The following is a 13,681-nucleotide window of genomic DNA, read 5'->3' on the forward strand; positions in this document are numbered from 1 at the left end:
AGATGCAATATACTAGCTTGATACCCCGATTTTTACGATATGTCAAACAAAATACACGCTCAGATGAATCGGCCGATACGATCCCCACAACTAAGCGGCAAGTTGATTTTTTGTTAAAATTAAAACAAGAGTTACAAGATTTAGGTTTAAGTGAAGTTGTTTATCACGTAGACAATTCGTATTTAACGGCCACGTTACCCAGTAATTTGGACTATGAAGTACCCACGATGGGTTTACTAGCACATGTTGATACGGCTGACTTTAATTCAGAGCACGTTAACCCTCAAGTCGTGGCTAATTATGATGGACACAGTGTAGTGAACTTGGATGCGCAAGGACAATATCAATTAGATCCAAAGGTTTTTCCTAATTTGAAGCAGTATGCAGGGCATGATTTAATTACGACAGATGGAACGACTTTATTAGGAGCTGATGATAAAGCTGGTGTCAGTGAAATTGTGACGGCAATGGAATATTTGCTGGAGCATCCTGAGATCGCTCATGGGAAGATTCGGTTAGGTTTTAGTCCCGATGAAGAAACTGGTAAGGGTGCGCACCACTTTGATTTTCAAGACTTTGCCGCTGATTTTGCGTATACAATTGATGGCGGATCGTTAGGTCAATTGGAATACGAAACTTTCAATGCTGCCGCTGCACAAATTACGATTCATGGTAAAAATGTACATCCAAGTGTTGCTAAAGATGTTATGGTTAATGCTAATCTGATTGCCTTACAACTGCAGGCTGCTTTACCTAGTGAACAAGTACCAGAAAAAACTTCCGGACGCGCAGGGTTCTTTTTATTAACGGATATTCAAGGAACGATTGATCAAGCACAATTATCTTATATTATTCGAGATTTTGATCGCACCCAATTAGAACAACGGAAGCAATTACTGCAAACAATTGTGGATCAGTTAAATGACCAGTACGGTGCGCAGACGGTGGAAGCAAAAATCTATGATCAGTATTATAATATGATTGAAGTTATGCAAGACCATCTGGAAGTGGTACATTTGGCCGAGCAGGCGATGCATAATTTACAGATTGAACCGGATGAAACCGCCGTTCGTGGGGGAACTGATGGCTCTATTATTTCATTTATGGGATTACCGACCCCCAATATCTTTGCGGGTCCGGAAAACATGCATGGTCGCTTTGAGTATGTGTCACAACAAGTGATGAGCCAAGCAGTAGACGTCATTTTAGAAATTATTCGTTTAAATAGTCAAGGAGAATAGTTATGCCATTAGTTCATATTGAGTTAGTCGCTGGTCGTACACCAGAACAATTAAAACAATTATGTCAAGATGTTACTGCCGCCATTAGTAAAAATACGGGCGCACCTGCGGAACATATTCATATTATTTTAGATGAGATGCAACCGGATCATTATAGTGTCGGTGGCGTTTTAAGATCGGAACAAAAATAAGTCAGACGGGTATGCTTAATAGAGATTGAAACCAAAAGAATTTTTCGTCAATTTAAGCGAAAAATTTCTTTTTAGGGCAGGACAAAGGGATGGTAATGACGAGAATTTGGAATGTTGTTCAGAAATCCTTACTAATTAATCTTTGTCCTACTTTTTTTATTTATGTGAAAAATTATCAAATAAGAAAGCATGAGGAAGGTTCATGGACCAACAACTGAAACCGAAAATTAGTACCGTCGGTTTATTATCATTAGGTGCTGGAGGAGTAATAGGTAGTAGTTGGATCTATACCAACAGCCAATTTTTTCACCAATATGGCGCTGGTGGCGAGATTTTTGGATTAATTGTTGCCGCGGGTTTGGCAATTTTAATTTCATTGTCGTTTGCAGAACTGTCAACTATTTATCCAGAAGCTGGTGGTGAGGTAATTTATGGTTATCAAGCTTTTGGTAAGAAAGGTGCTTTATTTGCTGGTTGGGCACTGTTAGGCGCGTACTTAAGTATTTTAGGCTTTTTTGTAACAGCCTCTAGTTTATTGATTGCACGTATTTTTCCACAGGTGGCGAGTGGTCCCAGTTACCATTTTGCCGGAGTAGCAGTCCATTATCGCGAATTGATTTTGGGAATTGGGATAACTTTGGTTGTTTATGGTTTGAATTATTTGGGGGCCAAATTAACGAGTCATGTACAAGCAACCCTCTTTTTTTTGCTATTAATTTTGGGGGCAGTTTTAGTAGTCGTTGGCTTTAGTCAGGGTAAAGTTACTAATTTTTGGCCAGCTTTTTATCCGAAACAACATCCATTACCGGAAGTTTTTCGCTTTATTTTACCCGCAATGACTTTTTTAACGGGCTGGGAATCAATTGGAATTTTAGCCGGTGAGTCTCAAACACCACCCAAAAAAATTGGTTGGATTGTCATTGGAGCGATTAGCTTGGCGGCAGGATATTATATTGCAGTATTGTTATCTTCGGCTTGGATTTATCCGTGGCAAAAGACGGCTCATCTTTCAATGGGCACGATTGATGCTTTTAAAAAAGCTGGTTATCCGCTCTTGAGTGCATTAGCGTACCTTATTTCTTTTTTAGGGTTAGGAACTAGTTTTCTGACGCTGTTTTCAGCCGCCCCCCGGTTGTTGTTTTCGCTAGCAGAAAAGGATATTTTACCGCGTTATTTTGCAAAGGTACATCCGCGGTTTGGTACGCCTTATCGGGCTTTAACCTTAACTTTAGTTTTGGTTTTAGCGATTGGTTGGTTAGGTAAAGGGGCCTTGACGTATTTTTTGGATACGGGCGGATTATTGACGGCACTAGCCTGGAGTTTTAATACGTTAAATTTACTGAAAATTCGGCGTAAGAATCCAGATTTGCGGGGTGGCTTTTATAACAAATCGCTATTTTGGCCAATTTTAGGTGGCGTAGCGGCTATTTTGATTACTTTAGGGACGATTATTCCAGGAACACCGGTTTCCTTGGTTTGGCCTTATGAATACGTCATTCTAGGAGCTTGGGTGATCATCGGTTTGTTAACCTATTTTTTGCGTAAAAAGTAAATAATTGAAAATAAATTAAATAAAAAGACTGGGACTATCAAGCTAGTTAAAGTTGACAATGATTATACTGTTAACTTCAAACTAGCTTAAAATCCCAGTCTTTTTGATAATCTCAAATTAAGAATGATCACTGATGTATTGCATAATGCGTTGTTCATCTTCTGGAGTATAATCCGCTTTGCCAGCCTTGATAGCGTGGATTTTTTCCACCGAAAAATGGCTTTCAAATGCAAATTGTGCGTCATTTTTGTGAGCTTTCTTTTGATATTCGATAATTAATTCCGATAAATTGTACTGCATACTAATCAATCCTCTCCTCGGTTAAAATGTTTTCATATGATTTAATGGCCAATAACGCCATTTAACAACGCCGACCACTTTATTCTTTTTAATAAAACCGATATAGCGGCTGTCCTTAGAGACACTGCGATGATCACCCATTACAAAGTACGAATCTTTGGGCACCCGATTGGTCTTTTTCATTTGCTGTAACTGTTTTTTAGAATAAATCTGCATATAGTTTGATGTTTTAGCTAACGAACTAATCGAAAAATTACCCGTATCAGCATAGCGTGTTCCATAAACACCATTGCTGCCATCATCAACTAATTTGAAACCTGGCTTCAAATAATTCTGGGATATTTTTTTGCCGTTAATATAAATTTCATTATTTTTAGCGACGACCTTTTCTCCTGGTGTGGCGATAATTCGTTTGATATAGAACTGTCCTGGCTCGTCGGGAGCATCAATGACGACCACTTCACCACGCTTTAATTGACTATGACGATAAGCAATTAAGCGATCACCGTCTTCAAACGTTGGCTGCATTGATGTACCAGAAACCCGGGCATTATCAAAGACAAAACGATTTAATAACGTGATAATGCCAAATAAAACAGCAGCTAATAAAAGGGTTTGTAACAGCCAAATGCCCCAATCCTTTAAGCTACTAGTTTCGTTAGAGTTGCTTTCTTTACTCATACTTAAACCTCACTTACCAATGATTAATAACTCTATTAATTAATATGATACACTTTTATGGAATTGATATCTTTAAAAACTTTGTTAAGATTCAATTTTGTCTCGACTTCTTAATTATGATAAACTTTTTAAATAACAATAATTTAAGGTCAACTATGCAAAATCTATCATATCCCCAACAATTACAACGATATCAAGCACAATTGCAAGCCGATAAAGAACTTAGCTATCGTTTACAGCAAATGCAATTAACACTACAAGCTTATCAAAAACAAACCTTGCCCTTTCAAAGTTTACCACCTTTGATTTTGGATGCCCAAGATTTGCAAAGATTATTACTTAATACTCAAGTTATGTCTGGTTTGACATGGCAACAAAAAGTTAAGTATTTAGAAAATTTAGCACGATTTATTGATGATTTTCGCCAATTTCTGCAACAGCAGTATGGTGTTTGGGCCTTACTCAATCAAGCAATGTTAAATTGTTGGGTACAATGTTTCCCACAACAGTCGTACTTAGAATTAATGGCAGGCAATGCCAGTTTGAGTTGGGGACTACAACAAAGAAAACAATCAGTTATTGCGACCGATGATTTGTCTTGGTCTAAGCAAAGTCGCACCGGACATCAGCCGTGGTTACCAGTTCAGCAAGCTGATGCACTAACGGCCTTGCAGCGTTACGGCTCGCAAGTCGATGTAATTTTACTTGCTTGGAGTCCTGACCGCGAGGAAATTGATTGGCAAATTTTAAAAGAGTTACGCTCTTGGACAACTCGTCCACAATTATGGGTCATTGGTGAATATCGTGGGGCTACGAATAGTTTACGCTTTTGGCAAGGGGCCCATTTACATTACGATGCCAGAATTGCTAAAATTAATCAATTTTACCCAACCTTTGATTTAGTTAAAGATCATTTATTTGTAGTCAGGTGAATTATGAAAAGAACAATTGTTTTAAATATTTTAATGATATGCTTATTAGTGTTAGCAGGAGTTGTGGTTTCCAAAAATGATTTACGCAATTACCAAACACTGATGGATCGGGGGAATATTCGAGAAAATGCACTAATTTTTCCGTCACGTTCACGCCAATCAATTCCAACGGTTTTACGAAAATTTGAACGAAACAATGTGAAACATTATCAAATTAATTTTATTCAGAAAAAGAACCCCAATTTAAGTTATGTGTATATGTCACATAATGTCAAAGCTTTACCCATGACCAATGGTCGCTTTTTTTCACCAAGTGATTTTCAATCGCCAATCCCGTTTGTGGTTTTAGGTCGTGATCTTGGTCAAAAGACGTATAAACCTCAGTATCAAGCTTATTATCAATTAAACCATAACTACTATTCTGTGATTGGTTATACTGGCTTGAGCAATACCTCGAAACTCAATCAACATATCTTTATTTCAACTTCGCCCAAACAACATAATCATACTCAGATTCGACATTATCAAATTGTGATTGATGGACAATTATTAAATCATCCGCAAAAACTTAAAAAAGTTCAAACTATCTTGCATGCTAGTTATCCTTATCGTTCAGCAAATCAAATTAATAATATTAAGCAAAGCTGGTGGCTACGTTGGGGGTGGACGTTGCTGATTTTGTCAGGAATTGCGTTGTTAGTTCTATTTTTAAGCTTTTTTGTGCAAATTCCTGCGGTACAGTTATTGAAACGCTCCTTACTCAATGGTGATTTACTTTTAGACTTTCAATTTGGCAATTGGTTGAAATTTGTGATTACCGAAATGGTGACTTTTGGTGTCGCGTTAATCATTATTTTTGCTAAAATTCAAATTGTTAGTTGGAAATACTTTATGCTGTACTTAATCTTTTTATTTATTGCAGTCATTTTATTAGCAGCGTTTCAATTATTAATTAATCATAAGAATAAAAATGAGGCTCTTCATGAAAAATGAGTTACCGGCAACATTTGTCGCAAAGTATCAACAGTTATTGGGCGCTCAAGCAACGCCTTTCTTAGCTAGTTTTCAACGACCCGCAACGCACGGTTTTCGTTTAAATCCTGCTAAAAGTTCAACTGCCTTAGTCAATGAGGACTTAAGTCAACCGGTCTTGGGCGTGGATAATGGTTATTACGGTCAAGTTAGTGGTAAAGCGATTGATCATTTAGCGGGGTGGGTTTATTCGCAAGATCCGAGTGCCATGAATGTGGCCCAATTTGCTCAGCCGCAACCGGGGGAGCGAGTTTTAGATTTATGCGCAGCTCCCGGAGGCAAAAGTACGCAATTAGCAGCTTTTTTACAGGGGAAGGGCTTACTAGTAGCTAACGAGATAAATTCAGCGAGAGCGAGGACTTTATCCTCAAATATTGAACGTTGGGGGATTACTAATGCAATAGTGACCAATAATTCACCAGCGCAATTGGCCAAGGTTTGGCCGCAATATTTCGACTGTATTGTAGTGGATGCACCTTGTTCAGGGGAAGGTTTGTTTCGTAAAGACCCAGAAGCCATGAAGTATTGGTCTTTGGATTATGTCTTGCAATGTGCCAAATTACAACGTCAGATTCTAGATTCAGCCGTGACAATGTTAAAGCCAGGAGGCCGTTTGATTTATTCAACTTGCACATTTGCTCCGGAAGAAGATGAGCAAAACATTGCCTGGTTAGTTGAGCATTATCCGGTGAAAATTATTGATTTACCAACTACCGCGCAGATGGATCATGGCTATCCTGAATGGGGCAATGGTCATGCTGATTTAACCAAGGCTGTACGCTTGTTTCCCCAGCATTATGCAGGTGAGGGACATTTTATTTGTGCGCTGCAAAAAAATGGAACCCAAGCTGCCGATTTATCGGCTCCAGCTGCTGTTTTAAAACATTCGAAAACCAAAAAACGGACTTCCTTAGACTTAACGACTTGGCAACAGTTTGTCCAGCAAACATTGACGCAGTCCTTGGACATTAAACCGCTGGTACAAGGTACTGAATTATATAGTAGTGTGATTGATGGTCAGGCGGTACCAACACTGCACGTTTTACGTAATGGTTTGAAATTGGGCACGTTTAAGAAAAATCGCTTTGAACCCAATCATGCCTTAGTATTGGCGTTAGCACCGGAGCAATTTCAACAAGTCATTGAGTTAACTGCGGAGCAATTCCAGCATTTTGTGCATGGTGAGGCTTTAACTTTGCAACAACGTTATGACTATCAAGGATTTGTGGCAGTTAGTTTTGAACATAAGATTTTTTCATGGGGCAAATTGGTTCAGCAACAATTGAAAAATTTTTATCCGAAGGGTTTAAGACAGTAAGCTTAGCCGGTAAATTCAAAAATTAACCGTGTTTATCGTTTCGTTTAAAGAATATGTCAATCGCAATTAGTAGCGAAATGATAACCTAAGGTGAAACACAAAAAATGTTCGTATTTGATTGATGATGAAACTTCCAAAGTTTTTTTTATTTTGGGGTTTACATCAATTATGGATACGAACATTTTTTAGTACTTCTCCAAAGCAGAAGTTTGGGTGTAATGGTTACAAAAGCTTGTAAATTTCCAGAGCAATTGATTATCACGTGTTGAAATGATTGCGCCACTTGCTAATTAACAGCGTGATGTCGGAGATTTTTTGAAGTGTTGGCTGATCCTTAATCAATTGCCAGCTACTGCAAGATTTTGCAGATATTTATCAGCTAGTTAAGGTTGCCATCCTGTTAGGACAACTTTGCCCTTCATATGTCCCGTTTCCACATCAGCGTGCGCTTTTTTCATGTTTGCAGCGTTGATGGGGGCGTAATTAATTTTGTTAATTGGTTGCAGTTTGTTTTCTTCATATAATTGCGCGATTGTATTTAAAATTTTGTGTTGGGAAATCATGTCTTTAGTTTGATAATATGATTTGCTGTACATCCATTCCCACGAAAAAGTGATGCGTTTTTTGGTCAGTTTTTGGAGGTCAATTAAACGCTGATTTTCGGTAGTTGCGACTACTTGACCGTCAGGTTTGATGATTTCCGCAATTTCATCCCAATGAGCGTCCAGATTGTTGAGATTTAAAATATAATCTACGTATTGAAAGTTTAACTGACGGATTTGCTTAATTAAATTTTGGTGATGATCGACTACATAATCGGCCCCTAATTGTTTAACCCATTGAATCGCACTGTCTTGAGCTGCGGTTGCGATCACTGTAAGATTAGCTAGTTTGGCCAGTTGGATAGCGATAGATCCCACACCGCCAGCACCATTGATAATTAATATAGTTTGGTGGCTCTTAATGGTAGGGTCAATCTTTAACTTCTCAAATAAAGCTTCGTATGCGGTTAAGCCTACTAAAGGAACTGCGGCGGCGGCTTCGTTTTTTAAATTAGTTGGGGCCCATCCGACAATTCGCTCGTCAACTGCTTGGTATTGGGAATTACTACCAGATCTAGTGAAATCGCCGGCATACCAAACCCGATCACCAGTAGCAAATAAGGAGACTTGAGGACCGGTTTTGATAACTGTTCCGACAGCATCCCAACCAATGATTTGCGGAACTGTTAATTTAGTAGTACTTCCTGATTTGCGAACACCAATATCCACTGGGTTAACAGAAACGCCCTCCACCTTAACTAGTAAGTCATGAGCTCTAATAGTAGGTTCTAGAATGGTTAAGTCTTCGAAACTGTTCGCGTCAGAAATTGGTAGGTGTTGATAAAAACCGACAGCGTGAATTTTTTTAGTCATCTTTATTACCTCTCAGTAATGAAGATACTAATACAATTTCAAAATATTGGAAGAAGTGAATTTAAAAGCATTAGGTGAATTTAAATTCACCTCTAGTATCATTTCACTTAAAATGTATAATATATTTTATTGATTAATGAAAGTGAAAAAAATTTAAAGTGGCTGAGTTGAGTGTTTTACAGAGAATTTTTAATTAACAACAGGTGAATTTTAAAATGCGAAAGAATTATAATTGCGACTTAGGATGTCCGGTACAAAATACCTTGCAATTCATATCGGGTAAATGGAAATGTGTGATTTTATATCACTTATTTAAAAATAGTGTCTTGCGCTTTTCTGAATTAGAGAGAAAGCTGCCTTATGTATCTAAAAGAATGTTGATTAAGCAGTTAAATGAACTAGAAAGTGATGGGATCATTGATAAAACAATTTACCCGGTTGTCCCGGTGAAGACTGAATATCGAGTTTCAGAATTTGGACAAACCCTCTCTTTTGTGATTGAAGCTCTGGAAACTTGGGGAACGGACTATTCACGGACAATGGTGAGGCAAGATTCAAGATTATAGATCAGTCAGGAATAATGCTTTGGCAGAACAGGATGAATTACAGTCTAAAATCAATCACAAATCGGATATTTGAGAGAAGTTAGAAGGGCTTGAACCTTAACTGAGGTTTTTATCATAATGTTTTTAGGTTTAACTGCGGACTAGCCTGAAAGCTGCCAACTTAGTTTTTTTTATAGATATAAAAGAAACTGGGGCAAAATTTCGGCTCATAACAAAAACGCAAGACAATCTTGAATTTTTTGATTGTCCTGCGTTTTTTGTTATGAAACTTCCAAAGTTGGTATTTAACTTTGGACTTGGAGGTTAATCTTCTGTATTAAATTTGTTGTAAGAAGTTGACTAATTCGGAACTTAAAACATAGTGCACCTGGGTTAATTCTGTGATGTTCTGACACCCTAACAATAGCATGATTTGTTGTAATTGTTGAATGAATTCTTGTCCAGCATTGATGGTCTGTTCTAAGCCTGAATGCTTTAAACTATGCAAAACGGGGGCTGCTATGCCCACAGCTTTTGCACCCAAAATTAAACATTTGATAGCATCTAAGGGATTACGAACACCACCGGAAGCCCAGAAATTCAAATCTGTTAATTTAGCTTGATTGATCGCTAATAAAGATTCTAAAGTGGTCAGTCCCCAATTTTGTAAGAACTGATAATCAGTCTGATGATTACGTTCACTTTCAATTTGGACAAAATTAGTGCCTCCACGACCACCAACATCAATGTTTTGCACGCCCAATTGCTGCAACTGCTGAATGCCAGACACACTCATGCCACAACCGACCTCTTTAATAATAACAGGCACACTCACTTGTGTGATAAGGTCTTTTAAGTTTTGACTCCAACAAAAATTAGTTTGGCCTTCAGGCATGACCACTTCTTGAGCGGCATTAACGTGTACCTGTAAATAATCAGCTTGAATTAAGTCAATGCACTTTTGGGCATCCTGCCAAGTAGTAGCAGCGGAAACGTTAGCCAAAATGACACCTTCGGGATTGGTTTGCCGCACAATTTGGTACGATTGGCGGACAGCGGCATTATCAGGATAGCGTAAATAATTACTCATCGAACCGACAGCCATGGCCAAATTTAATTGGTTCGCGACTTGCGCCAATTGCTGATTTAATTGGGTTACTTGCGGAGCGCCACCTGTCATTGCATTAATATACAATGGTGCTGCTGTCACTTTTTTAGTAGAAGGCCAAGTAAAAGTAGAATCAATTTGTTGGCTGGTTACATCTGGGATGATTGGGGCAACGACCCGGAATTGTTGAAAGTCGGCATTAGCAGACTGATAAAATTTTTCGGATAAAAAAATGTGTTCATTCTTACGTTGTAGATCATAAGGTTGTTTGGGCATAAAGACCTCCCAGATTAATTAAAAGGGGTATAGACATTAAAGTTCAACGGCTGAATACCGTTTTCCTGCCAAGCTTTTAATAGTTGCTTAGTTTGTTGATCGTCTTGAATCATGGCAATACCACAATCACCACCACCGGCGCCCGAACTTTTAGCAGCCGCATGAAATTGTTGTGCTAATTCACAAAGCTTATCTAAGCGGGCTGTTTCAATAATCACACCACTAAAGTCGGCTAATTTTTGTAGAATGCGACGATTAATTGTTAACTGCTGTAAAATCAGTTGCGCATTGTTTTCTTTAAAACCTTGAATCATGGTTTTTAAACACTGCTTGGAAGCAGTTAAAAACTTTTGGTAATTTTGCTTTTGGTGTGCCCGAGCGGCGGCAATTTTATCGACTAATACCGGCGTTGAAGCAGGACTACCACTCCAACCGATTAATAATTTGAGATTGGGCGGACAAGTTAATGATTCAATTTTGAGTTGCGGCCATGGCTGTTGAATGACTTGAACTAAGGAGTTGGTTTTTAGTTGCTGGGTGAGCCATTGACGATCCGGTGATTGATAAGCAATCCAACCACCATAGACACTGGCGGCAATGTCGCCGAAAGAACCATTATTTTGGACCATAAAGTGAGAAATAGCTGCTAATTTAAAAATTTCTTCTTTAGATAAGTTTAGTTGGTAAAATTGTGCTAAAGCGCTGACTGTTGCGACAGTTACCGCTGCTGAAGAGCCCAAACCGTACTTTTTTCCATCGTCAGCATCTAACTGACTATTCACATTGACATCAAATAATTCTAATGAATGATTTTGTTCCAACGCATATAACTCTGTATATTTGATGGAGGATAAAATGTATTCAAATGGATTATCACGATTATCAATAACTAATTGATTGCCTTCTCTTTGCCAAATGACGGGCATTTCTTCATATTGTTTCGAATTAATTGTACCATGATCGTGCGCACGATTAATGGAGACCGTCACGAATTGATCCAAAGACACCACAATTGCTGGATACCCAGGCTCTACTACGGCATACTCCCCCGCAATATATAATTTACCTGGAGCTTTCACAGTTATCAATTCATCAAACCCTTTCATTGTTTGTACTATCTGTCTGTGTTGTAAAACACCAAAAAAATATTATAGCATAATTTTATTGAATTCCCGGTCCCGGTTTGAGAATTGTCGTAGTGGCTTGCGGAAAATTGGTTTGAATTTGTTGTTGTACCGTTACCACATCATTATCAGAAGTAATGACTTTGACATTCGGACCGGCATCAATGGTGGCATAGGCTAAGCAACCTTGCTGTCTTAATTTTGCCAAAAAATTGATGAGGCTTATGGTATCTGCCGAAAAATAAGAAAAACCAGGACGAGCCGTCCAATTTAAAGCGTGCATTGCTAAAGCATTATTTTGCGAGATCAGGCCAATTTGTTCCAAATCTTGGTTGGCAATGGCATTAAGCATAGCATTCAGATCTGTTTGGACAATTTGGGGCCAATCTTTGTAAAAAGGTGAGGTTTGCACCGCGTGTTTCATACCTTGAGTTGAGGAAATTTTTTTAGGTTGTTGATTAAAAACCACGCTCACGATGCGAATATGAATTTGGTTAGGTGGTTGGATGGGTTCTGAAAAAGAACTTTGATCGTCTGTGCCATGATGCCATTGGACAAAGCCCCCAAAGATTGACCGCGTAGCAGAACCCGAGCCCATACGGGCTAAGCGTGAGAGCGCGGTTTTGTCTAAATTCATTTGAAATAAGTTATTAAGAGAACCAGCCAAAGCGGCAAACCCCGAAGCTGAGGAGGCTAAGCCAGCAGCAGTGGGCACATGATTATCAGTTTGCACACAAATGGCGCGGTGGGAGTGATTTAAATGTCGAACATAATCTAAGAAGTGATGCGTACGTTGGAAAAATTTGGCCGGCGCAATTTCTTGATTGAGCCAAATTTGATCTTGAGGACCGTCAATAAATTTAGTTGTTGTCGTCGTATAATAGCCATCTAAAGTTAACGATAAACTATCAGTATATGGTAAGCGTAATTGCTGGTCTTTTTTGCCCCAATACTTGATGAGGGCGATATTGGTATGAGCTGTGGTAGTTGTGGACATTGATTAATTCCTATCTTTGTTGAAGTGATTGAATCCAAGTTTGGTGAGCACCGGCATTCATGACAGCCTGGCTGATGATTTGAGCGTTAGTTTGATCTGAAGCTAGGGCAATCAAACAACCGCCACGACCACCGCCAGTGATTTTAGTGCCGAGCGCGCCTGCTTGATTAGCAACTTTAATTAATTGATCGAGAAAAGGCAAACTGATTTTTAAGTCATGTAAAATCGTTTGGGCTTGTGTAAAAATGTGGCCGAGTTGCGTGACTTGTTGTTGTTGTAAACAGGTTTGTGCTTGCTTAGTCAATTGTCCTAATGTAGCTAATTTTTGATTGACCAGTTGTGGTTGTTGCTGTTTCAACACGCGTAAGTCATGCACCGCTTGGCCCGTGTTCCCGGTAATTCCAGAGTCAATAATAACTAAGTAGGCACAGAGATTCATGGTAAACGGCTGAATTAATTGATCTTTAATAAAATAGATCGGTTGCTTGGAGTTGACGGTGACGGCATCGACACCACTCGGAGTACCATGGATAATTTTCTCAGAAAAATTAGTATAATGAAGTAATGTAGCCTGTTCTAAAGGCGTATGTGTATAATTAAAGAGTGCCTTAGTAATGGCCGCTCCAGTGGCGGCGGAGGAGCCCATTCCACGTTCAATGGGCAACTGACTAGCAATGGTTATTTGCAGGTGCTGGGTAATGGGTAAATCGCGCATTAATAATTTAATTAAGGTCGCAATTCCTTGTAATTCTGGTAAAACATTGGTTAATGAACCGTGATAATATTGAGAAGCAATAGTTGTTTCAGTTGTTATGGGTTGAACCGTTACTGTGGTGGGAATATCCAAGAGCGGAATAGTGATGGCTGGTTGGCCGTAGACCACCGCGTGTTCACCGATTAAAATTATTTTACCGTGGGCTTGACCACAATTCGTCATAAAATCACCTTTCTCATAGTCTTTTATTTTAC

14 protein-coding genes are annotated in these 13,681 nt (G+C 38.8%); 7 read left to right on the plus strand and 7 right to left on the minus strand.

What is annotated here, in order from left to right; genetic code table 11:
* Window positions 1-2: 2 nt before the first annotated feature.
* From pepT to AC3B6Y_RS08555, 3 genes are all read left to right on the plus strand, one after another.
* Window positions 3-1,241, plus strand: a complete 1,239-nt coding sequence (gene pepT / locus AC3B6Y_RS08545) for a peptidase T (RefSeq protein ID WP_489757637.1) — start codon at window positions 3-5, stop codon at window positions 1,239-1,241.
* 2 nt (window positions 1,242-1,243) lie between these two features.
* Window positions 1,244-1,432: a 2-hydroxymuconate tautomerase gene (thmT, locus tag AC3B6Y_RS08550; RefSeq protein WP_489757638.1), complete on the plus strand. Its 189-nt coding sequence runs from the start codon at window positions 1,244-1,246 to the stop codon at window positions 1,430-1,432.
* 202 nt (window positions 1,433-1,634) lie between these two features.
* Window positions 1,635-2,984, plus strand: coding sequence for an APC family permease (locus tag AC3B6Y_RS08555; RefSeq protein ID WP_489774983.1), 1,350 nt, complete (start codon window positions 1,635-1,637; stop codon window positions 2,982-2,984).
* Between the two features lie 117 nt (window positions 2,985-3,101).
* On the opposite strand, the gene AC3B6Y_RS08560 is transcribed toward AC3B6Y_RS08555, so the two are convergent.
* A complete protein-coding gene (locus tag AC3B6Y_RS08560; RefSeq protein WP_489757640.1) occupies window positions 3,102-3,284 on the minus strand; it encodes an LBP_cg2779 family protein in 183 nt (60 codons plus the stop codon).
* Between the two features lie 21 nt (window positions 3,285-3,305).
* A complete protein-coding gene (gene lepB / locus AC3B6Y_RS08565) occupies window positions 3,306-3,965 on the minus strand; it encodes a signal peptidase I (protein WP_489757641.1) in 660 nt (219 codons plus the stop codon).
* A 155-nt stretch (window positions 3,966-4,120) separates the two neighbouring features.
* On the opposite strand from lepB, the gene AC3B6Y_RS08570 reads away from it, so the two are divergent.
* Genes AC3B6Y_RS08570 through AC3B6Y_RS08580 form a run of 3 tightly spaced genes read left to right on the plus strand, consistent with a single transcriptional unit; the run spans window position 4,121 to window position 7,247 of the window.
* A complete protein-coding gene (locus AC3B6Y_RS08570) occupies window positions 4,121-4,897 on the plus strand; it encodes a hypothetical protein (RefSeq protein ID WP_489790993.1) in 777 nt (258 codons plus the stop codon).
* A 3-nt stretch (window positions 4,898-4,900) separates the two neighbouring features.
* Window positions 4,901-5,890 (plus strand): hypothetical protein, encoded by a 990-nt coding sequence (locus AC3B6Y_RS08575; protein ID WP_489789899.1) that lies wholly within the window; start codon window positions 4,901-4,903, stop codon window positions 5,888-5,890.
* Complete coding sequence (locus AC3B6Y_RS08580) at window positions 5,880-7,247, plus strand: RsmB/NOP family class I SAM-dependent RNA methyltransferase (RefSeq protein WP_489757644.1); 1,368 nt, start codon at window positions 5,880-5,882, stop codon at window positions 7,245-7,247. Before AC3B6Y_RS08575 ends, AC3B6Y_RS08580 begins: the two co-directional genes overlap by 11 nt.
* A 383-nt stretch (window positions 7,248-7,630) precedes the next feature.
* Here the strand turns inward: AC3B6Y_RS08580 and AC3B6Y_RS08585 are convergent, their stop codons facing one another.
* Window positions 7,631-8,662 carry a zinc-binding alcohol dehydrogenase family protein gene (locus tag AC3B6Y_RS08585; RefSeq protein ID WP_489774986.1) on the minus strand — a complete coding sequence of 344 codons (1,032 nt, stop codon included), beginning with the start codon at window positions 8,660-8,662 and terminating at the stop codon, window positions 7,631-7,633.
* A 215-nt stretch (window positions 8,663-8,877) separates the two neighbouring features.
* Between AC3B6Y_RS08585 and AC3B6Y_RS08590 the strand changes: the two genes are divergently transcribed.
* Window positions 8,878-9,228: a winged helix-turn-helix transcriptional regulator gene (locus AC3B6Y_RS08590; RefSeq protein ID WP_489757646.1), complete on the plus strand. Its 351-nt coding sequence runs from the start codon at window positions 8,878-8,880 to the stop codon at window positions 9,226-9,228.
* 316 nt (window positions 9,229-9,544) lie between these two features.
* On the opposite strand, the gene fni is transcribed toward AC3B6Y_RS08590, so the two are convergent.
* The 4 genes from fni to mvk all read right to left on the minus strand — a co-directional run bounded on the left by fni (window position 9,545) and on the right by mvk (window position 13,649).
* On the minus strand, window positions 9,545-10,591 hold the full coding sequence (gene fni, locus AC3B6Y_RS08595) for a type 2 isopentenyl-diphosphate Delta-isomerase (protein WP_489757647.1): 1,047 nt from the start codon (window positions 10,589-10,591) through the stop codon (window positions 9,545-9,547).
* Window positions 10,592-10,605: 14 nt separating this feature from the next.
* Window positions 10,606-11,679, minus strand: coding sequence for a phosphomevalonate kinase (locus AC3B6Y_RS08600; RefSeq protein WP_489775000.1), 1,074 nt, complete (start codon window positions 11,677-11,679; stop codon window positions 10,606-10,608).
* A gap of 73 nt (window positions 11,680-11,752) precedes the next feature.
* Window positions 11,753-12,712, minus strand: coding sequence for a diphosphomevalonate decarboxylase (mvaD, locus tag AC3B6Y_RS08605; protein ID WP_489790994.1), 960 nt, complete (start codon window positions 12,710-12,712; stop codon window positions 11,753-11,755).
* Between the two features lie 10 nt (window positions 12,713-12,722).
* Window positions 12,723-13,649, minus strand: coding sequence for a mevalonate kinase (mvk, locus tag AC3B6Y_RS08610; protein WP_489790995.1), 927 nt, complete (start codon window positions 13,647-13,649; stop codon window positions 12,723-12,725).
* Window positions 13,650-13,681: the final 32 nt, after the last annotated feature.

Source organism: Bombilactobacillus sp. ESL1092 (assembly GCF_058107465.1).